Origin of the sequence: Paraburkholderia nodosa, from assembly GCF_001718195.1 — a bacterium.
GTDB lineage: Bacteria > Pseudomonadota > Gammaproteobacteria > Burkholderiales > Burkholderiaceae > Paraburkholderia > Paraburkholderia nodosa_A.
This window is the reverse complement of record NZ_MCNV01000002.1, coordinates 379,379-399,391: the sequence shown is the minus strand read 5'-3', so window position 1 is coordinate 399,391 and position 20,013 is coordinate 379,379. Positions and strand designations below refer to the sequence as shown.

Below are 20,013 nucleotides of genomic sequence, written 5' to 3'. Positions count from 1 at the left end.
AAGGTAAAGGAGACGTCAATGAAGAGCCTCGCACTGTGGTGCACGGCGGTATCGGTCATGGCTTGCGCCCAGGCACATGCGGAAGGCGGCCCGGCGGGCGACAGCGTGTTGCTGTACGGCATGGTGGACGCGGGCGTGTCGTGGGTCAGCAACCAGGGCGGCCACTCGGTGGTGAAGTTCGACGACGGCATTTTCACGCCGAACCTGCTTGGGATACGCGGGCGCGAAGATCTGGGCGGCGGCTTGCACGCGGTGTTCGATCTCGTCGATCAATTTTCGATGGGGACGGGCTCGATCATCTCGGGACAAGGAATCTTCGGGCGCAACGCCTACGTTGGCCTCGACAGCGACCAGTACGGCAGGCTCACGATGGGCAATCAATACGACTTCATGACCGATTCGCTGTTTTTCGGGCACGACGATGCAGCGATGGAAGTCGGGGGCCTCTACAACTTCCGCGCGGGCCCGTTTGCGAAGATCGCGATTCCCGGCAACCCGCCCTTCGCGCAGCAGTTCGACTGGGACCGCATGGCCGGCGCCACGGTCGAGAACTCGGTCAAGTATCAATCGCCGAAGTTTGCCGGATTCAGCTTCGGCGGCCTGTACGGCTTCGGTGGCATTCCGGGCGCATTCGGACGCGGCAATACGGTCAGTGCCGGCGCGAATTACACCAACGGCGCGTTCGGCATGGCGGCCGCGTACACCGAAGCCAAATATGTGGAGACCGGCGAACCCGATGTCGGCATTCGCAACTGGGGCGTGGGCGCGCACTACGATTTCGGCAAGGTCATGGCGACGCTGCTGGTGACGACCGTGCGCAACACCTTCAACGGCGGCGCCATTGCCCAGGCCGAGGCCGGCGCGAACTGGCTGCTCGCGCCAGACTGGGCGATTGCCGCCGACTACATGTACATGAAGGGCAACGCGTATCTCGACAACAATCACGCGCACCAGATCACGGCCATCGTCGATCACTTCCTGTCCAAACGGACGGTCGTGTATGTGGAGACCGTGTATCAGCGCACGAACGCCGGGGCTCAGGCGCTGATCAGCGGCGTGCTCGACCCCAACGGTACGTCGAGCGGTCCTAACCAGTTCATCGCCCGCGTTGGCGTGCAGACGCGGTTTTGAACCCAGGCGCCTGCGAGCGCCTCGCTTGACTTGATGGACCGGTTTTCCAGCAATTCCTCACGGGGCGCTTTCCCGGCGCCCTTAGTCTCCTGTCCAGTGACCAGCAAAGCATCTATTCGATGCCTATATTGTCCCCAGAAAAATATCGTTTATTTTTCCGGCTCTGAAATGACATAATCACCGCCCCGCCGGCCCGCGCGAGGCAGGCCGCGTCACATTCCATTCATAACCCTTTTGTCGACCCCGCTAATCGCAGGGCCGCACGCGATGCTTTATTTGATGTTAATTTAAACGTCATTCCCGATTGACCATTTAAGCGGCGATTTTCCCCATTTTTGGTGCGAAATTGCCGAACAATGGCTTTTATTATTCGCCACACACAAAACAGTCATCGAAACATGAACGACCGTTCTCCCAATCTCGCGCCCGCGCCGCTCGAAGAGACGACACTACGCCAGTGGCTGTCAGTCTTTGCCGTGGCGATCAGCGCATTTGCGTTCGTGACGTCCGAATTTTTGCCGGTCGGTTTGCTCACCGAGATCGCCCGCGACCTCGGCGTGACGCCGGGTACTGCCGGACTCATGGTGACCACGCCGGGCGTGATGGCGGCGATCTTCGCGCCGGGCCTGATGATGTTTGCCGGCCGCATGGACCGGCGTCAAGTCTTTCTCCTGCTCACGGCCATGCTGCTCGCGTCGAATATCGTCTCCGCGCTTGCGACGAATTTCGCGTTCATGCTGGTTGGCCGCGCGATGCTCGGCGCGGCGCTCGGCGGATTCTGGACGCTTGCGACTGCAGCGGCGGGACGCCTCGTGCATACGAGCGACGCCCCGCGCGCAACGGCCATCATCCTGACCGGCGTGACCTTCGCGACGGTGATCGGCGTGCCGCTCGGCACCTTTATCGCGGGTTTCGCGTCGTGGCGCATGTCGTTCTTCGTGACGGGCGGCCTCGTCGCGCTCGCGCTCGTTGCGCAGGCGCTGCTGGTGCCAACGCTTCCTTCCGCCGCCGCATTGCGTCTTGCCGATTTCGCCACGCTGCTGCGTCGCCCGCAAGTGCGTCTGAGCATGCTGATGGTGGCGCTCGTGTTCGGCGCGCATTTCTCGACGTACACGTTCATCGCGCCGCTGCTCCAGCAGGACTTCTCGATGAGCGCCATCACGCTGCTGCTGCTCGCGTTCGGCGTGATCGGCTTTTTCTCGAACGCGCTGACTTCGGCGGTCGTTGCCACGCGCCTGAAGCTCGCCGTGGCGACGATGACGGCGCTGCTGTTGTGCGCGCTCGCAGCGATGATTCTGCTCGACCACGTGCGAATTGGCGAGATCGCGGCGATGCTGATGTGGGGCGTGGCGTTCGGCGCGATTCCGCTGTGCTTCTCCGTGTGGATTCAGCGCGGCACGGCCGATCTTGCCGAAGCGGGCTCGGCGATGTTCGTGAGCGTGATCCAGGTGGCGATTGCGCTTGGCTCGTCAGTGGGCGGCACGATCGTGGACCGCGCGGGCATACGTGCCGATCTGGTGCTCGGCTGCGCGCTCGCCGTGTTCGGACTCGTGACGCTGCATCGGCTTGCGGCAATGGAGCGGCCGGCGCGGGTCGCGGCGCTCGAATGCGAATGCAGCCCGTCGCTCGATTGAAACGATCGCAACGATTGATTCGAAAGCGACGCAAGGCGGCGAGCCATCGACCTCGCCGCGCCGCGCTCCGGGTCTGCGCAAAGAGACCCGCTGCCATTGCACCACGTTAGCGCATCGCGCCGCGCTAACGTTTGCGAACGGGCGTGATCGTTCGTCCGCAAGGCTCGCCAATTGTCGCGTGCCACGCTCACGCGCAACCCCCTCAAGTGACGCCCGGTTTCGGCCGATATGCAATGTGGTTCCCCTGCGTTCCGCGGGGTCCGCCATTCCCGAACTGAAAGCGAGCGTTACGTGCACGGAATCAAGTTTGCCTGGCTGTGGTCCGGTCTGATCGGCATGCTTTTGCTCCTGGGTTGCGATCAGCAGAACGGCGCCCAGAGCAGCAAGGCCGCGCCGGCACGGACCACCATCACCGCGCTGATCTGGGCGCCGGACTGGCCGGAGGAGATGCTCCAGATCGCCGCCGGGTTCGACAAGCTCAATCCCGATCTGCACGTGAACGTGCAGTTCATGGTCGGCAACTCGATCGAGGAGAACATCAAGCCGCGCGTGGCGGCGGGCACGCTGCCCGACCTCGTCAGCATCAATCCGAACGCCTATGCCGCCGAGCTGGCCGACCAGGGCGTCCTGACCGATGTCCGCCAGAGCGCCGCATGGAAGAACATGCTCGATCCACTCAAGGCTGACTGGACCAGTCGCGAAGGCAAGGGGTTCGGCATATCGGGCGGCGTGGCGACGACGATGATCTATTACAACCGCGCCATGTTCGCCAAGGCCGGCATCGACACGCTGCCGACGAATTTCGATGAGTTCCTGGCGGTGTGCGCGAGGCTCAAGCAGGCGGGCATGATTCCGGTGATGTGGAGCGGCGGCTTTCCGAACATGCTCGGCAACGGGCCATTCGCTTCAGGCTTTGCCAATGATGTGGTCGCGCGCGAGCCCAACTGGAAAGAGAAAATGGCGGACGGCACGCTGAACCTCGATACGCCGGAGGCGGCCGATATCTTCGCCAAAATCGCATTGATCCCGGAGCGCGGTTACGCGCAGCCGTCGTTCATGACGACGGGGTACGACGAGGGCATTCGCCTTTTCAAGGAAGGCAAGGTGGCGATGGCGTTCCAGGGCAGCTGGTCAGCAGGACTCATGCTGCATGGAAACGATTTCTCGGTGGGCGTGTTCGTGCCGCCCTGGAACGCGCGCGGCGAACGCGTCGTGCCGGTGCTCGGCAGCGAAACGGGCTTTGCCGTTTGCGAAACGCCCAACAAGGCCGCGGCCATGCGTTTTCTGGAATTCATCGCCGGCAAGGGGTTTCCGATTCTTCAGCGGAAACGCCACAACATTTCGCCGTTCCAGAAAGGCATGGGGACCGTGGTGAGCGACGTGGAGATCGTCGACTACACGAACGCGCTCAGCCGTTATCCCGTCACGGCAAGCCCCTATTATTCGTCGCTTCCTTCCAATACGATTGAGCTGGTGCATGAATTGATGCAGGATGTGCTGCTCAGGAAAATTACACCCAGGCAGGCTGCGCAGCGCCTGGGTAACTCGGTCAAGACTGAAGCGAAGATGCACTACAAATGAATGCAATCTCCGCACTGCTGCGACGCGCTTTCGACTACCTCTGCCAGGATTTGCTTCGACGCGTCGAGATTCGCTATCGACTGATTGCCGCTTTCATTCTGTTGGCGCTGTTGCCCATTATCATTTCGGGCTGCATTTCCTATGTGAAGTCGATCGCGGCGATCAAGGAAAATGCGGAGATATTTTCGAAAGAGGTGGTGAGGCAGGTTTCGAGAAATGTCGAGCTGCGCATGCACGAGATCGAAACGGAAAGCAATCTTCTCGTGCTTTCGGACCGGGTCCAGGGCGCACTGGCGAGAGCGGCGAGCGGCAGTGCGATGGAGCAGAGCGAGGCGCGCGAGGACATGACGCGTTTGCTGCTCGAGCATTATGGGTCGGTCGATTTCATCAACCAGAAATATTTGCTCGACCAGAAAGACCGGATTCTGGATACGCAGGCATTTGCGCAGTTGACTTCGGGTGTGACGGCGCTCGTCGGCATTGCGGAAGAATCGCATGAACGCACCTACTGGGGCAGCTACGACGATGGCGTGGGCCAGCAGAACCTGGGAATGGTGCGCGCCATCTACAACAAGAGCGACAACGCGAAGATCGGCAGTCTGGTTCTGGTCGTTCGCCCTGAATACTTCTCGACGATTTTCAACGACGTCGCCACGGGCAGCGGAACAGAGATTTACGTATTCGATGCGAGCGACAACAAGATCATCGTGGTTCCGAATCACGCCTCGTCGCCCAACCCGGGCGCCGCACCCGAGCCCGGCCTGATCGAGGATATCGCGCGCCACCGCGTATCGGGCGAGTCGAGCCGGTTCGTCAATTTCGCGGCAAAGCGCGGCGGGCATTATCTTGCCGCCTACGCGCGCATTCCCGGCACGAGCTGGTTCGTGGTCAGCACGATCGCCGAACGGAATCTCACCGCGGAGGCGCAGGCCGTACGCAACCAGATCGTGGTGGTCGGCATTTCCGGGTTTCTGCTTTCCATTTTCCTTGCCTACTTTATTTCGTACAGCATTTCGGCGCCGCTCCAGGATCTGGTGCGCCGCATGCACGACACTGGCGAGGATGCCGGCGCCGTCGAGGACGATGGCAAGGACGGGGAAGGCCCGCCTGGCGGACCGGACGAACTGGCCCGGCTGGCGCAGCGCTTCGAGCGGATGCGCACGGCGATCAGGCAGAAGATCCACAAGATCAACGAAATCAATGCGTCGCTCGAACAGACTGTCGTCGACCGGACGGCGGAACTCGTCGCCCGCGAACGGGAGTCGCGCACGCTGATCGAGAATTCGCCCGATACGATCACGCGATATGACCGCGAGCTGCGCCGCATCTTCGCCAATCCGGCCTTTTGCACGTCGGCGGGATGCGATCTCGCCAGCGTGCTCGGCAAGCGGCCTTCGGAGCTTCCCGGCGGCGCCAATGCGCTGGTCTACGAAAGGAAGATCGGCGAAGTCATCGCGACGGGAAAAAGCGCGCAGTTCGAACTGCGGTGGGCAGGAAAGGACGGGCAGGAGCAATGCACTCACATTCGCATCACGCCTGAGATCGATCGTTCCGGCCATGTCACTTCGGTGCTGGCAGTCGGTCGCGACCTCTCCGACCGGATGGCGTTCGAGGCGACCATCTGGAAGCAGGCCAATTTCGATGCGCTGACGGGTCTGCCTAACCGGCAGCTCTTTCACGATCGTCTTACCGAGGAGGCCGCGCTCGCGCGCCGTTCGCAAAGGCGCGTGGCCCTGATGTTGATCGACCTCGACCGCTTCAAGGAGGTCAACGACTCGCTGGGGCACGACCGCGGCGACGTGCTGTTGATCGAGGCTGGTCGCCGCATCAGCGCGTGCGTGCGCAATCTGGATACCGTCGCGCGACTGGGCGGCGACGAGTTCACGGTGATCTTGCCCGATCTCGAAGACATGGACGCGGTCGAGCAGACCGTGCGCAATATCAATCGCAAACTGACTGAACCGTTCAAACTCGGCGCGGACGAGGTCTACATTTCGGCGAGCATTGGCGTCACCGTTTTCCCCGACGACACCGTTGAACTCGACGCATTGTTCAAGAACGCAGACCAGGCCATGTACGCGGCCAAGAATGCCGGACGCAACCGCTTCAGCTACTTCACGCCCGACATGCAGCTGGAGGCGGAAACGCGCTTGCGCCTGACCAGCGACCTGCGTTCAGCGTTGCCTCGCAATCAGCTTCGGCTGGTTTATCAGCCGGTCGTCGACCTGGCAACGGGCCGGGTCTGCAAGGCGGAAGCCCTGTTACGCTGGCTGCATCCGGAGCGCGGCATGATCAGTCCGCTGGAATTCATTCCGCTGGCCGAAGATACCGGCCTGATCATTCCCATCGGCGACTGGGTGTTCAGGCAAGCCGTGCAGCAAGCGCGCATCTGGCGTGAGCAATACGATCCGTCGTTCCAGATCAGCGTGAACATGTCGCCGGTGCAGGTCCGCCAGGACAGCACGGTCGGCGTGCGGTGGCACGACTATCTCGATCGCGAGGGCATGCCGGGGCAAAGCGTGGTGGTGGAAATCACCGAGGGGCTGCTGCTGCAGGCCGAATCGAATATCGACGAGCGGTTGCTCGATTTCCGTCTCGCGGGCATCGGTATTTCAATCGACGACTTCGGCACCGGCTATTCCTCGCTGGCCTATCTCAAGCGCTTCGACATCGATTACCTGAAAATCGATCGCTCGTTTGTCCAGAACCTCAGCGTGGACGAAAACAATCAGGTGCTATGCGAGGCGATGGTGGTGCTCGCACACAAGCTGGGAATCCAGGTCATCGCCGAAGGCGTGGAAACCGTCGAGCAACGGGATTTTCTCAAGTCGATGGGCTGTGATTTCGCGCAGGGCTATTTGTACTCCAGACCGATCGAACCCGAGCAGTTCGAACAGGTGGTTTGGCCATTGATCGCGGAAGGCGCGGCGGCCGGGCAGGAGCGAAGCAATCGCAAATGAATCGATACGGCAGCATCGTATCGACTCACTGCGGAACGATACGAAATAATCAGCCAACACATAAATCGGCACGCTCAGGTGTTCTGTACGAAGACGTACGGAATACGCACGCCATGAAACTGCGGCGCATGGCGCGCGATTGACGCGTCGTACGTCGTTCGCGCGCCGCTGCCGTTTTTACTGCGCGAGCCAGCCGCCATCCACCTTGAGTTCGGCGCCGCGCATCTCGTTCGCCGCTTCCGAGCACAGGAAGGCCGCTACGCCACCGATTTGCTCGACCGTCGCAAAGCTTGCCGACGGTTGCTTTTCGCCGAGCAGTTTCAGCGTGGCGTCTTCGACGGAGATGGCCTCGCGGTGAGCCAGGTCATCGATCTGCTTCTGTACGAGCGGCGTGAGCACCCAGCCCGGACAGATCGCGTTGACGGTCACGCCGCTGCGCGCGGTTTCCAGTGCGGCGACCTTGGTGAGCCCGATCACGCCATGCTTGGCCGCGACATAGGCCGACTTGCCGACCGAGCCGACGAGCCCATGTACCGACGCGATATTGATCACGCGTCCCCAACCCGTTGCGCGCATGATGGGAAGCGCTGCGCGCGTCGCGTGAAACGTCGCGCTCAGATTGATCGCGATGATCTGGTCCCAGCGCTCCACCGGGAAGTTCTCGATCGTTTCGACGTACTGAATGCCCGCGTTGTTGACGAGAATATCGAGCCCGCCGAACGTGCTTGCCGCGAAAGTCACGAGGGCTTCGATCTCGGCAGGACGGCTCATGTCCGCGTTGTGATGCACGGCGCGCACGCCGGTCGCTTCGATTTGCGCGAGCGCGGCCGCCGGATCGCCGAAACCGTTCAGGACGATATTGGCGCCAGCGCGAGCCAGCGCCGTCGCAATGCCGAGACCGATGCCGCTGGTCGAACCGGTGACGACGGCGGTCTTTCCGGCGAGGGAGAGCGTGTTGGGGAGATGCATGGGTGGGCCTGGTGTAGTTGCCGGTTAGACGATGCCGGTCAGGTAGAACACGGCGATGACGAAGAAGACCGCGAGCGTTTTGATGATCGTCACCGCGAAAATGTCGCGATACGACTCGCGGTGCGTGAGGCCCGTAACCGCGAGCAGCGTGATGACCGCGCCGTTGTGCGGCAGCGTATCCATGCCGCCGCTCGCCATTGCCACCACGCGGTGCAGCACTTCCATCGGGATGTGCATGGCCTGCGCGGTCTTGATGAAGGTGTCCGACATGGCGGCGAGCGCGATGCTCATGCCGCCCGATGCGGAACCCGTGATACCCGCGAGCGCCGAAACCGACACGGCCGCATTCACGAGCGGATTCGGAATGGCCTTGAGCGCATTGCCGACCACGAGGAAGCCGGGCAGCGCCGAGATCACGCCGCCGAAGCCGTACTCGGATGCCGTATTGAGCGTGGCGAGCAGCGCGCCGCTCACTGCGGCCTTCGTGCCGGTCGCGAAGCGTTCCTTCACGCGGCCGAACGCCGTCACGATGACGAGCAGAATGCCGAGCAGCAGTGCGCCCTGCACGGCCCAGATGGCGACGACGCTCTTCACGGCCACCGTCACGGGCGCGTGCATGCCGGGCAGCACGTCGGGCGCGACGGTGAAGCTTTCGCCGTACCACTGCGGAATCCACTTCGTCAGCAGGAAGTTGGCGACGCCAACGAGCACGAGCGGCGCGATGGCCAGCGCCGGATGCGGCAGATTGCCGGTCTCGACGCGCTCCGGTTCGTTCACGAGCGACGTGCCATAGCCTTCGCCCTTCGCCATGGCGCTGCGGCGGCGCCATTCGAGGTACGTGAGACCGACCACGATGATGAAGATCGAGCCGATCAAGCCGAGCCAGGGCGCGGCCCACGCGGTGGTCTTGAAGAACGTCGTGGGAATGATGTTCTGGATCTGCGGCGTACCGGGCAGCGAATCCATCGTGAACGTGAACGCGCCGAGCGCGATCGCACCGGGCATGAGGCGCTTCGGAATGTTGCTCTGGCGATAGAGTTCGGCGGCGAAGGGATACACCGCGAACACCACGACGAAGAGCGAGACGCCGCCATACGTGAGCAGCGCGCAGACCGCGACGATCACGGCATTGGCGCGCGAGCGGCCAATGTAGCGGATCGCGGCGGCCACGATCGCCTCGGAGAAGCCGGATAGTTCGATGACCTTACCGAACACGGCGCCGAGCAGGAAGACGGGGAAGTAGAGCTTGACGAAGCCGACCATCTTTTCCATGAAAATGCCGGAAAACACGGGGGCGACGGCGGAGGGATCGATCAGCAGCACGGCGCCCAGTGCGGCGATGGGCGCAAAGAGAATGACGCTGTAGCCGCGGTAGGCCACGAACATCAGGAACGCCAAAGCGGCGATCACAATCACAAAGGACATCTTGTCTCCAGTTGGTTTATTCGTGCAGGTCTGTTTGTTGTTCGCGCGCGCCGAAGCCGGCGCGACCGCGCAATAGAGCACGATGTGTGCCAGCGGGCGGAGAGCCTTGCGCGAAGCGGCGGGCGAACCCGCTGCGCGGGGCGCAGGGGTGCGCCGGGATGCTTGCGGCGGCTGCGAGTCGCAAAACTGAGACGAGTTAGGCGAAGAAAGCGCGGCGCCGCTTGCCATCCCCGCGCGCCAAGCCGGGAAATTTCAGGGGACGTGGCGCAATCTCATTTCTGGGATAATGCGTCCCGCAAATGAGAATCCACTGGTCGTGACGGGCTACGTCAGGGCCGCGATCCAGGAAAAGCACCGAATGGAAATTGAAACGACCGCGCTGCTGGCCGACTACGACCACGTGCGCAAGCTGGCGATGCAATCGCTCTTTCGATCACTCGACAAGTTCAGCGAAGGCACCGTGATCGTCGATCGCAACGCGCGCGTGGTGTGGATCAACCGGGACTACGCGGCGCGCTTCGGCTTTGACGACCCCACAGCCGTGATCGGTCTCGATTGCGAAGCCGTCATTCCCAACAGCATGATGCGCGACGTCGTGAAGGGGGGCGAGCCCATTCTGCTCGACATTCTCGAGACCGATCGCGATCCGATCGTCGTCACGCGTTTGCCGATCAAGGACGACAACGGCGAGACGATCGGTGCTGTCGGCTTCGTGCTGTTCAACGAACTCAAGGGACTGTCGCCGCTCTTTAGCCAGTACGCACGGCTGCGAGCCGAACTGATCAGCACGCGTCAGTCGCTCGCGCAGGTGCGTCGCGCGAAGTACAGCTTTTCGAGCTTGATCGGCACGAGCGCCGCAAGCCTCGAAGTGAAGCGCCAGGCGCGCCGGGCCGCGCGTCTCGCCTCGCCGGTGCTGTTGCTTGGCGAAACGGGCACGGGGAAGGAGCTGCTCGCGCACGCCATCCACGGCGCGTCCGGACGCGCGGACAGTCCGCTCGTGACGGTGAACGTCGCGGCGATTCCCGACACGCTGCTGGAACTGGAGTTCTTCGGCGCGGAGGCGGGCGCGTACACCGGCGCGGAGCGCAAGGGGCGCATCGGCAAGTTCGAGCTGGCTCAGGGCGGCACACTCTTTCTCGACGAGATCGGCGACATGCCGCTCGCGCTGCAGGGCAAATTGCTGCGGGTCTTGCAGGAGCAGGAGTTCGAGCCGCTCGGCTCGAATCGCATCGTGCGCACCGACGTGCGCATCATCGCGGCGACCTCGGCGGATCTGCCCGCACTCGTGGCGCAGGGCCGGTTTCGTGCGGACCTCTACTACCGGCTCAACGTACTAATGATTCGTGTGCCGCCGCTGCGCGAGCGCCTGGCGGACATCGAGGCGATGGCGTATTCGATTCTCGACAAGCTCGCGGTGGAGAGCGGCGCGGGGCATCTCGAACTCGACAAAGACGCGCTCGCGGTGCTGTGTGCGTATGGCTGGCCAGGCAACGTGCGTGAGCTGCGCAATACGCTCGAGCGCGCGGTGTTGCTATCGGACAGCGAGCGCATCGATGCGCGCTCGCTCGCGCGCTTCATCGGCGATGGGCGTGGGCAGCGCCGCGACGAAGAGACGGGCACTCAGCACGATACGCAGGACGACACCGGCGTGCCGCAGTATCAGCAGTACGACGAAGCAATGCGCGATTACGATCGCCGCTTCCTGACCGAAGCGTTACGCGCGGCCGGCGGCCAGGTGACGAAAGCCGCCGCGCAAATCGGCATGGCGCGCGCGACGCTGTACCGGCGCATCGTCGCGCTAGGTATCGAGGCGTGATGCGCAAGAATCGCGTCGCGGGCCACCACCGCGCCGGATTCGTATAGAGCCGGTGCCCCACTACGGCCGGCCCCCAGTAATCGGGGCCATATTGTCCTGCGCATCCGGTTATACCCTGGGTCTATTTCACACGCGTGAGCACTCTGGTATAACTGCGCTCCCAAGCTGATTACGTTTTAGCACGGCAAAAAACCGCAGGCGCGGCAAGCCGTCGAAAGGGAGTGCAATGGCGCGCGTAGTGGTGGTGGGCAGCATCAACATGGACATGGTCGTCACGACCGACACGTTTCCCCGGCTCGGCGAGACGCTGTTCGGCACGCATTTTTCGACCCATCCGGGCGGCAAGGGCGCGAACCAGGCGGTCGCGGCGGCGCGCCTTGGCGCCGAGGTGACGATGATCGGCTGCGTCGGCGCCGATGCGTTCGGGGGCGAGATGAAAGCGACGCTGGCGCGCGAAGGCGTCGATATCGCGCATGTGAGCACGGGGCGCGAGGCGACCGGCATCGCGTCGATCACACTCTCGGGCGGCGATAACGCGATCATCGTCGTGCCCGGCGCGAACCACGAGCTTTCGCCCGAAGACATCGACCGTGCAAGCGCCGCGATCGCGCAGGCCGACGTCGTGCTCGCCCAACTCGAAGTGCCCTACGCAACGGTGCTGCATGCCGCGCGGCGTGCCCGCGAACACGGCAAGCCGTTCTTTCTCAATCCCGCGCCCGCAGTCGAACTGAGCGGCGAACTGCTCGAACTGACTACGCTGCTCACGCCCAACGAGCATGAACTCGCCACCGCGCTGCAAACGCCGGAAGGCGCGTGGGGCGAGGTCATCGCGCGCTCGCCAGTGCGCATCGCCATGACGCACGGTAAAGACGGCGCGTACTACGCTGACGCCAATGGCGCGCTCGTGCATCAGCCGGGATTCACCGTCGAAGCCGTCGATACGACCGGCGCCGGCGACACCTTCAACGGCGCACTCGCGGCGTTCTGGCATCTCGGCATTGGCGAGGCCGTGCGGCGCGCGAACGCGGCAGGCGCGCTCTCGGTGACGCGCGCCGGTGCGCAGGGCGGCATGCCCACGCTCGCCGAACTCGAAGCCTTTCTGAACACGCAAGCCCGAGATTCGCAGTGAAAAAACACGGACATCTGAATCGCGACATCGCACGCGTGCTCGCGCGCATGGGCCACACCGATAGCCTCGTGATCGCCGACTGCGGGCTGCCCGTTCCCGACGGCGTGGAATGCATCGACGTTTCGCTCGCGGTGGGCGTGCCCGACTTCTTCGCCGTGCTCGACAGCGTGCTCGCCGACTTCAAGGCCGAGCGCGCGGTGTTCGCGAGCGAGGCGCAGACGCATAACGCGGCCGTGGTGGCGCGCAGCCGCGAGATGGCCGCCACGCACATCGCCGTGGAAACCGTGCCGCACGAAGAATTCAAGCGCCGCTGCCGCGAGGCGAAGGCGGTGATCCGCACCGGCGAGTGCAGCCCCTACGCGAATGTGATTTTGCATTCGGGCGTGATCTTCTGAGAGGTCCAGGATGCAAGTGATGATGCAGGGGATCGGCAAGGCGTTCGGTCCGGTTCGGGTGCTCGAAGGCGTCGATTTCCGCATCGAGGCGGGTGAGATCCACGCGCTGATGGGCGAGAACGGCGCCGGCAAATCGACGCTCATGAAGATCCTGAGCGGCGTGTATCAAGCCGATGCAGGCGAGATCCTCGTCGATGGGCGCGCGGTGCAGATCCGCAGCACCGTCGAGGCCGAACGCGCGGGCATTGCCATCATTCACCAGGAATTGAACCTCATCGCGCAGTTGACGGTGATGGAGAATCTGTTCCTTGGCCGCGAGCCGAGCCGCTTCGGCATGGTCGATGTCGCGACGATGCGTAAAGAGGCGCGCAAGTGGCTCGACAAGGTCGGCGCGCAGCGTATCGATCCGCAGACCGAAGCAGGGCTGCTCTCCATCGGTCAGCAGCAACTCGTGGAAATCGCCAAGGCGCTGTCGCTGAACGCGCAAGTCCTCGTGATGGACGAGCCGACCGCCGCGCTCACGAACCGCGAAATCGAAACGCTCTTCGAGATCATGCAGTCGCTCAAGGCGAGCGGCGTGGCGATCGTCTACGTTTCTCACCGCATGGAAGAGATATTCCGCGTGTGCGACAAGATCAGCGTGCTCCGTGACGGCCATTTCGTCGGCGAACGCGCGATTCGCGACACCGGTTTCGACGAGATCGTGCGCCTGATGGTGGGCCGCGAGATCGGCGAGCGTTTTCCGAAACGCAGCCATGCACCGGGCGACGTGCGCATGCGCGTGGCCGGTCTGGCGGATGAAGGCCATATCGAAGGCATTACGTTCGACGTGCGCGCGGGCGAGGTGCTCGGTATCGCCGGACTCATGGGCGCCGGGCGCAGCGAGATCCTGCGCACGCTGTTCGGCGCGAACCGCAAGAGCGCGGGCACGGTCACGCTCGACGGCAAACTGCTCGAGGTGCGCGACGCGTCCAGCGCGATTGCGGCGGGCATTGGCTTCGTCACGGAAGACCGCAAGCGTCAGGGGCTCGTGCTCGGCATGTCGGTGCGCGAAAACGCGACGCTCGTGCATCTGGATCAGTACGCCACTCTCGGCTTCGTCAACGAGCGCGCGGAGCGCAGCGCCGTCGACGGTCTCATCGAGCAGTTGCGTGTGCGCACGCGCGACGCCGAACTCGACGTCAAGGCGCTTTCGGGCGGCAATCAGCAGAAGGTCGTGTTCGCGAAGTGGCTGGCGCAGCCGCCGAAGGTGCTGCTGCTCGACGAGCCCACGCGCGGCGTGGACGTGGGCGGCAAAGCCGAGATCTACACGATCATCAATCAGCTCGCGGCGCAGGGCGTCGCCATCGTGATGGTGTCGTCCGAGTTGCCCGAAGTGCTGGCCATGAGCGACCGCATTCTCGTCATGCATCAGGGACGCCAGAACGGCATCTTCGAGGCGGCCACGGCCACTCAGGAACTGATCATGACGGCGGCAGCCGGCGGCCAGGCGAGCGCTGCGCAAGCCGTGGCGGTCTGAGCGAAGGCGCTTACTCATACACTACAAACTAGCGAGACATGACATGTCGCAAGTGACCCTCACCCCCGGCAGCCGGGCGACGCTGCAAAAGCTCGGACCCTTCGTAGCACTGCTGATCATCTCCGTGGCGCTCTCGATCGTGAGCCGCGATTTCCTCACGCTCGACAACCTGCTCAACGTGATGCGCCAGGCGTCGATCAATGCGCTGATCGCGTTCGGCATGACGCTCGTGATTCTGCTCGGCGGCATCGATCTCTCGGCGGGCTCCGTGCTCGCGCTTTCCTCCGTGATCATCGCGACGCTGCTGAGCACGGGCACGCCCGCTATCGTCGCGACGCTCGCCGGCCTCGTGGCTGGCGGCCTGATGGGCTTCGCCAACGGACTCGTCATCAGCAAGGGCAAGGTCGCGCCGTTCATCGCCACGCTCGGTTCGATGACGGTGCTGCGCGGCCTCGCGCTCGTCGTGTCGAACGGCAGCCCGATCAGCAGCTTCAACAGCGACTTCTTCTCGCTGCTGGGCGGCGGCTATGTCGCGCGCCTCGTGCCGATTCCCGTCGTGCTGATGCTCGCGATGTTCGGCGTGTTCTGGGTCCTGCTGCGCAAGACCGTGTTCGGCCGCCATATTTACGCAACGGGCGGCAATGCGGAATCGGCGAAGCTTTCGGGCGTGAAGGTCGATCGCATCCAGCTGTGGGTGTACACGATCGCGGGCGTCATGTCGGCGCTCGCGGGCGTGGTGCTGACTTCGCGCCTGAACTCCGCGCAGCCGACCGCGGGCACGGGCTACGAGCTCGACGCCATCGCAGCGGTCGTGCTGGGCGGCACGAGCCTCACGGGCGGCCGCGGCTGGATCTTCGGCACGCTCGTGGGCGCGCTGCTGATCGGCGTGCTCAACAACGGCCTGAACCTGCTCGACGTGTCGTCGTTCTATCAGCAGGTCATCAAGGGCATCGTGATCCTGCTCGCCGTGCTGATCGATCGCGGCAACAAGAAGTCGTCGTAATCCCCAGGCTGCGCCACGCTCGAATCGCGTGGCGCGGCAGTTTGGCATCAATAGGTATCCTGAGATTTTATCTCCACACACTCCACATATAACGAGGAGGAAGACTATGCATAAGCACAATTCGCCGTCGATTTCGAAACTCTTTGCGGCGCTCGCCGCCGGTTCGCTCGTGCTGGGCCTCACGGCCTGCTCGAAGGAAGGTCCGGGCAGCACGGCCGATGCTGGCGCGTCGGCGGCGCCGGCTTCGGGCGGCGCGGTCACAGTCGGCCTGTCGATCTCGACGCTCAACAATCCGTTCTTCGTCTCGCTGAAGAAGGGCGCCGAAGACGAAGCGAAGAAGGATGGCGTGACGCTCATCACCGTCGACGCGCAGAACGATCCGGCGAAGCAGCAGGCGAGCGTGGAGGACCTGATCGAGAAGAAGGTCAACGTCATCCTCATCAACCCGACCGATTCTTCGGCCGTGGCCAACGTCGTGAAGGAAGCGACGAGCAAGGGCATCAAGGTGATTTCGCTCGACCGCAGCGTGAACGGCGCGGAAGTCAGCTCGCATATCGCTTCGGACAACAAGGCAGGCGGCAAGATGGCTGCCGGTTTCCTCGCCGACAAGTTGGGCGGCAAGGGCAACATCGTCGAGCTGCAAGGCATTCCGGGTTCGTCGGCGGCCAACGAGCGCGGCGCCGGTTTCGACGATGAAATCGCGGCAAAGGGCGGCGTGAAGATCGTCACGAAGCAGCCCGCCGACTTCGATCGCGCCAAGGGCCTTTCGGTGATGGAAAACATCATCCAGAGCAACAAGGACATTCAGGGCGTGTTCGCGCAGAACGACGAAATGGCGCTGGGCGCGGTCAAGGCGCTGCAGGCTGCGGGCCTGAAGAACGTGGCCGTGGTCGGCTTCGACGCCACCGACGACGCGATCGCCGCCGTCAAGTCCGGCCAGATGGCCGCGACCGTGCAGCAGCAGCCCGAACTGATCGGCCAGTATGGCGTGCAGGCCGCGAAGAAGGTGGTCGACGGTCAGCCGGTCGACAAGTTCATCCCGGTGCCGCTGAACCTGTACAAGCAGTAAGCACGTTTTCAGGCGCGCGCGAGCGTAGTACCATCGGACGCGAAGACTTCGCGACCGCGCGCACTTGAGAGTGACTGCGCGCCCCGTGCCACACGGGGCGCTTCGTTTTGGGCCTTGCCCTGGCTCGCAGCCGCGTCGCCCGCTCTTCGCTCCCGCGTTCACCCGATCCCCAACCCACATCCAGCAGGAACGCCGCGTGTCCCAGTTCGAGCGTCTGACTATCGACGACATTGCCCGCCTCGCGGAGGTTTCGCGCACCACGGCCAGCATGGTGCTCAACGGCAATGCCGAGCGCTACCGCATCTCGGCGGCCACGGTCGAGCGTGTGCTGCAGGTGGCGAGGGACCATCATTTCACGCCGTCGCAATCGGCGCGCGCGCTGCGCTCGCGGCGCAGCAACACGATCGGCCTCGTGATTCCCGATCTGACCAACTCGGCGCACGCCGCGCTCGCCCAGGCCATGGAATGGCAATGCCGCGAGCGCTACCGTTATCAGCTCGTGATCGTGACGAGCGACGAAGATCCGGTGCGCGAGACCGAGGGTCTTGCGCATCTGGTCGCGCAGCAGGTGGATGGCGTGGTGGTCGTCCCGTGCACGGCCGAAGCGCCGCGCTACGACAAGTGGGTGAAGCGTCTGCCGATCGTGTTCGCCGACCGCCGCGTGGCGACGAGCGCGATTCCCTATGTGATTACCGACGCCGCCGAAACGGTGGCGGCTCTGGTGGGCGAGACGATCGAACAGGGCGCGCGGGAAGTGGTGTTCTTTGGCGGCCAGCCGGAACTTTCACCGAGCCGCGACCGCCTGGCGGGCTATCGGCTCGCGCTCGAGCGGCACGGCATTGCCGAGCAGGCCGACTGGGTTTTTCAGCGCGACTACCAGCGAGAGTCGGGCTATGCGCTGATGAAGGCCTGGTTCGAAGCACATGGGCGCTACCCCGAGGCGCTGTTCGCCGGTTCGATCACGCTGCTCGAAGGCTTGCTGGAGTTCGTGAACGAAGCGCATCAACTGGCCCAGGCGCCGGGCCGCGTGATGACCTTCGACGATCATCAACTGCTCGACTGCCTGCCGCTTCGCATCGACGCCATCGTGCAGGACAGCGCGCAACTCGCGGAACATAGCCTGCGTTGCGTGTTTTCACTGCTCGAAGGCGAAGGCGCGCCCGAGTCCATTCAGGTGCCCGCGCAGATCCATTACCGGCAGCGGCGCGGGCGGCCCGAGCCCCGCTAACCCTGCACGCACGTAAACAATTTCGCGATGTTCACGTCGCCCGCGTCTTTCGACTCGCTTTCTGGCTGCTCCGCGCCGACGGGAGTATCGTTGCGCAGATGATCCACGAGGGTAGGACAACCGATGACGCGTCTTCACAGCCCCATCGATGCGCAGCGCGTCGACGACGAATGGCTCGAAGCGGACGGCGCCGGCGGATTTGCATCCGGCACAGTCGGCACCGCGCGTACGCGCCGCTACCACGCGCTGCTGCTCACAGCTATGCAGCCGCCCACGAACCGCGTGGTGCTCGTCAACGGCATCGAAGCCTGGCTCGAGGACGGGGAGCGCAAGACCGCGCTGACGATGCAGCGCTACGCCCCCGATCTGCTCTATCCCGATACCTCGGGGCGCATCGCGAGCTTCGACACCTCGCCGTGGCCCACGTGGCGCTACCGGCTGGACGGCGGCGCCGTGCTCACGGCGGAAGTGTTCGTGGCGAAGGCGAGCCGCGAAACCGTGCTGCGCTGGCGGCTCGATGCACCCTTCGGGGCTGGCGTTGCCGTGCTGAAAGTCCGCCTGCTGATCTCGGGCCGCGACTATCACGGGTTGCACCACGAGAACCCCGCGTTCGACTTCAACGCCCAGATCGACGGCGAGCACGTGCGCTGGCAACCGTACGGCGATCTGCCCGCCATCGTCGCGCGCTCCAACGGCTGCTATACGCATGCGCCGGACTGGTACCGCAACTTCTGCTACCCGCGCGAACGCGAGCGAGGGCTCGACTACATCGAGGATCTCGCGACGCCAGGCGTATTCACGTTTGACCTGGGCATAGGCGATGCGGTGATACTGTTGCACGCGCAACCATCTTCGGGTGTGCCGGATGCCTCGCTCGACAGCAACGATAGCGCCGCGAGCCGCGCGCAGCTGCTCGCCGGCATCGAAGAAGCGCGCCGGGCGTCGCTCGGCTCGCGTCTGCAGCGTTCGGCCAATGCCTATGCCGTTGCACGCGGCGAGGGCCGTACGATCGTCGCGGGCTATCCGTGGTTCACCGACTGGGGCCGCGACACGTTCATCGCCATGCGTGGCCTGCTGCTCGCGAACGAGCGCTGCGAGGAGGCGGGCGCGATCCTGCTCGAATGGGCGGCGACCGTTTCTGAGGGCATGCTGCCAAACCGTTTTCCCGACGCAGGCGGCGCGCCCGAATACAACTCCGTCGACGCATCGCTGTGGTTCGTCGTGGCGGTGCACGACTACTTTGCGGCCGGGAACGTGCCGCACGAAGCGCGGCATGCGCTCCAGGGCGCCGTCGACGCCATCCTCGAAGGCTATGCGCGCGGCACGCGCTACGGGATCGCAGCCGATCCGCGCGACGGCCTGCTGCGAGCGGGCGTGCCGGGCGTGCAGCTCACCTGGATGGATGCGAAGGCGGGCGACTGGGTGGTCACGCCGCGCATCGGCAAGCCGGTGGAAATACAGGCGCTGTGGATCAATGCGCTGCGCATTGCCGCGGCGTGGGATACGCGCTGGCGCGAATTGGAAGCGCGCGCAAGCGCCTCGTTTGCCGGGCGCTTTGTCGATCCGTCGACGGGCGCGCTGTTCGACGTGGTCGATCTCGATCACGTGGACGGTACGGTCGATTGCTCGATTCGGCCGAACCAGATCTTCGCGGCAGGCGGTCTGCCGTTCGCGCTGCTCGAAGGCGATGCGGCGCGCGCGGTCGTGGCGCAGGTCGAAGCCAACCTGCTCACGCCCATGGGGCTGCGCACGCTCGCGCCGTCTGACCGCGCGTATCGCGGGCAGTACCGTGGCGAGGTGCTGCAGCGCGACGGCGCCTATCATCAGGGCACCGTCTGGCCCTGGTTGCTCGGCCCCTTCGTGGATGCCTGGCTGCGCGTGAACGGCGATACCGCGGCGCAGTGCGCGCTCGCTCGCGAGCGGTTCGTCACGCCACTGCTCGCGCATCTCGACCGCGCCGGGCTCGACCATGTTTCCGAGGTCGCCGATGGCGATGCGCCGCACCAGCCTGGCGGCGCACCGTTCCAGGCATGGTCGCTCGGCGAATTGCTGCGCATCCTCAAACGGCTCGGCGATGGCGGCTAGCGCCTACCCGTAGCGCGGCGCATGCGCCCGGCGGGCAAACCGCGCTAGCATGGGAGATTCGCCGCGCCA

General features: G+C 64.1%; 14 protein-coding genes. 12 read left to right on the top strand and 2 right to left on the bottom strand.

Annotation, left to right across the window (positions count from 1 at the left end):
* Positions 1-18: 18 nt before the first annotated feature.
* From BFD71_RS05110 to BFD71_RS05095, 4 genes are all read left to right on the top strand, one after another.
* Positions 19-1,131: a porin gene (locus BFD71_RS05110; RefSeq protein WP_069262186.1), complete on the top strand. Its 1,113-nt coding sequence runs from the start codon at positions 19-21 to the stop codon at positions 1,129-1,131.
* A 398-nt stretch (positions 1,132-1,529) separates the two neighbouring features.
* Positions 1,530-2,765 (top strand): MFS transporter, encoded by a 1,236-nt coding sequence (locus BFD71_RS05105; protein ID WP_069262185.1) that lies wholly within the window; start codon positions 1,530-1,532, stop codon positions 2,763-2,765.
* A gap of 336 nt (positions 2,766-3,101) precedes the next feature.
* Complete coding sequence (locus tag BFD71_RS05100; protein ID WP_256094512.1) at positions 3,102-4,346, top strand: ABC transporter substrate-binding protein; 1,245 nt, start codon at positions 3,102-3,104, stop codon at positions 4,344-4,346.
* Complete coding sequence (locus tag BFD71_RS05095) at positions 4,343-7,306, top strand: bifunctional diguanylate cyclase/phosphodiesterase (protein WP_069262183.1); 2,964 nt, start codon at positions 4,343-4,345, stop codon at positions 7,304-7,306. Before BFD71_RS05100 ends, BFD71_RS05095 begins: the two co-directional genes overlap by 4 nt.
* 177 nt (positions 7,307-7,483) lie before the next feature.
* Here the strand turns inward: BFD71_RS05095 and BFD71_RS05090 are convergent, their stop codons facing one another.
* Both BFD71_RS05090 and BFD71_RS05085 read right to left on the bottom strand, forming a co-directional pair.
* Positions 7,484-8,275 carry a 3-hydroxybutyrate dehydrogenase gene (locus BFD71_RS05090; protein WP_069262182.1) on the bottom strand — a complete coding sequence of 264 codons (792 nt, stop codon included), beginning with the start codon at positions 8,273-8,275 and terminating at the stop codon, positions 7,484-7,486.
* Between the two features lie 24 nt (positions 8,276-8,299).
* Positions 8,300-9,700 carry a GntP family permease gene (locus BFD71_RS05085; RefSeq protein ID WP_069262181.1) on the bottom strand — a complete coding sequence of 467 codons (1,401 nt, stop codon included), beginning with the start codon at positions 9,698-9,700 and terminating at the stop codon, positions 8,300-8,302.
* A gap of 358 nt (positions 9,701-10,058) precedes the next feature.
* On the opposite strand from BFD71_RS05085, the gene BFD71_RS05080 reads away from it, so the two are divergent.
* From BFD71_RS05080 to BFD71_RS05045, 8 genes are all read left to right on the top strand, one after another.
* Complete coding sequence (locus tag BFD71_RS05080) at positions 10,059-11,516, top strand: sigma-54 interaction domain-containing protein (protein ID WP_069262180.1); 1,458 nt, start codon at positions 10,059-10,061, stop codon at positions 11,514-11,516.
* A gap of 226 nt (positions 11,517-11,742) precedes the next feature.
* A complete protein-coding gene (rbsK, locus tag BFD71_RS05075; protein WP_069262179.1) occupies positions 11,743-12,645 on the top strand; it encodes a ribokinase in 903 nt (300 codons plus the stop codon).
* Positions 12,642-13,040 carry a D-ribose pyranase gene (gene rbsD / locus BFD71_RS05070; protein WP_069262178.1) on the top strand — a complete coding sequence of 133 codons (399 nt, stop codon included), beginning with the start codon at positions 12,642-12,644 and terminating at the stop codon, positions 13,038-13,040. The genes rbsK and rbsD overlap by 4 nt, the downstream gene beginning before the upstream one ends.
* Positions 13,041-13,059: 19 nt before the next feature.
* Positions 13,060-14,559 carry a sugar ABC transporter ATP-binding protein gene (locus tag BFD71_RS05065; RefSeq protein WP_305120720.1) on the top strand — a complete coding sequence of 500 codons (1,500 nt, stop codon included), beginning with the start codon at positions 13,060-13,062 and terminating at the stop codon, positions 14,557-14,559.
* Positions 14,560-14,602: 43 nt separating this feature from the next.
* Complete coding sequence (locus BFD71_RS05060) at positions 14,603-15,562, top strand: ABC transporter permease (RefSeq protein WP_069262176.1); 960 nt, start codon at positions 14,603-14,605, stop codon at positions 15,560-15,562.
* Positions 15,563-15,668: 106 nt separating this feature from the next.
* On the top strand, positions 15,669-16,631 hold the full coding sequence (rbsB, locus tag BFD71_RS05055; RefSeq protein ID WP_069262175.1) for a ribose ABC transporter substrate-binding protein RbsB: 963 nt from the start codon (positions 15,669-15,671) through the stop codon (positions 16,629-16,631).
* A gap of 196 nt (positions 16,632-16,827) precedes the next feature.
* The gene (locus BFD71_RS05050) at positions 16,828-17,859 is read left to right on the top strand and encodes a substrate-binding domain-containing protein (protein WP_069262174.1); all 1,032 of its coding nucleotides are present in this window, start codon (positions 16,828-16,830) and stop codon (positions 17,857-17,859) included.
* Between the two features lie 123 nt (positions 17,860-17,982).
* Entirely contained in the window at positions 17,983-19,944 is a 1,962-nt protein-coding gene (locus BFD71_RS05045) for an amylo-alpha-1,6-glucosidase (RefSeq protein ID WP_069262173.1), read from the top strand.
* The last annotated feature ends 69 nt before the right edge of the window (positions 19,945-20,013 follow it).

Excerpts from the sequence above, each read along its gene's own strand:
- BFD71_RS05095 (WP_069262183.1), top strand. The coding sequence starts at position 4,343 with ATGAATGCAATCTCCGCACTGCTGCGACGCGCTTTCGACTACCTCTGC.
- BFD71_RS05110 (WP_069262186.1), top strand. The coding sequence starts at position 19 with ATGAAGAGCCTCGCACTGTGGTGCACGGCGGTATCGGTCATGGCTTGC.
- BFD71_RS05080 (WP_069262180.1), top strand. The coding sequence starts at position 10,059 with ATGGAAATTGAAACGACCGCGCTGCTGGCCGACTACGACCACGTGCGC.
- BFD71_RS05100 (WP_256094512.1), top strand. The coding sequence starts at position 3,102 with ATGCTTTTGCTCCTGGGTTGCGATCAGCAGAACGGCGCCCAGAGCAGC.
- BFD71_RS05045 (WP_069262173.1), top strand. The coding sequence starts at position 17,983 with ATGACGCGTCTTCACAGCCCCATCGATGCGCAGCGCGTCGACGACGAA.
- rbsK (WP_069262179.1), top strand. The coding sequence starts at position 11,743 with ATGGCGCGCGTAGTGGTGGTGGGCAGCATCAACATGGACATGGTCGTC.
- BFD71_RS05090 (WP_069262182.1), bottom strand. The coding sequence starts at position 8,275 with ATGCATCTCCCCAACACGCTCTCCCTCGCCGGAAAGACCGCCGTCGTC.
- BFD71_RS05085 (WP_069262181.1), bottom strand. The coding sequence starts at position 9,700 with ATGTCCTTTGTGATTGTGATCGCCGCTTTGGCGTTCCTGATGTTCGTG.
- BFD71_RS05105 (WP_069262185.1), top strand. The coding sequence starts at position 1,530 with ATGAACGACCGTTCTCCCAATCTCGCGCCCGCGCCGCTCGAAGAGACG.
- BFD71_RS05060 (WP_069262176.1), top strand. The coding sequence starts at position 14,603 with ATGTCGCAAGTGACCCTCACCCCCGGCAGCCGGGCGACGCTGCAAAAG.
- rbsB (WP_069262175.1), top strand. The coding sequence starts at position 15,669 with ATGCATAAGCACAATTCGCCGTCGATTTCGAAACTCTTTGCGGCGCTC.
- BFD71_RS05065 (WP_305120720.1), top strand. The coding sequence starts at position 13,060 with ATGATGCAGGGGATCGGCAAGGCGTTCGGTCCGGTTCGGGTGCTCGAA.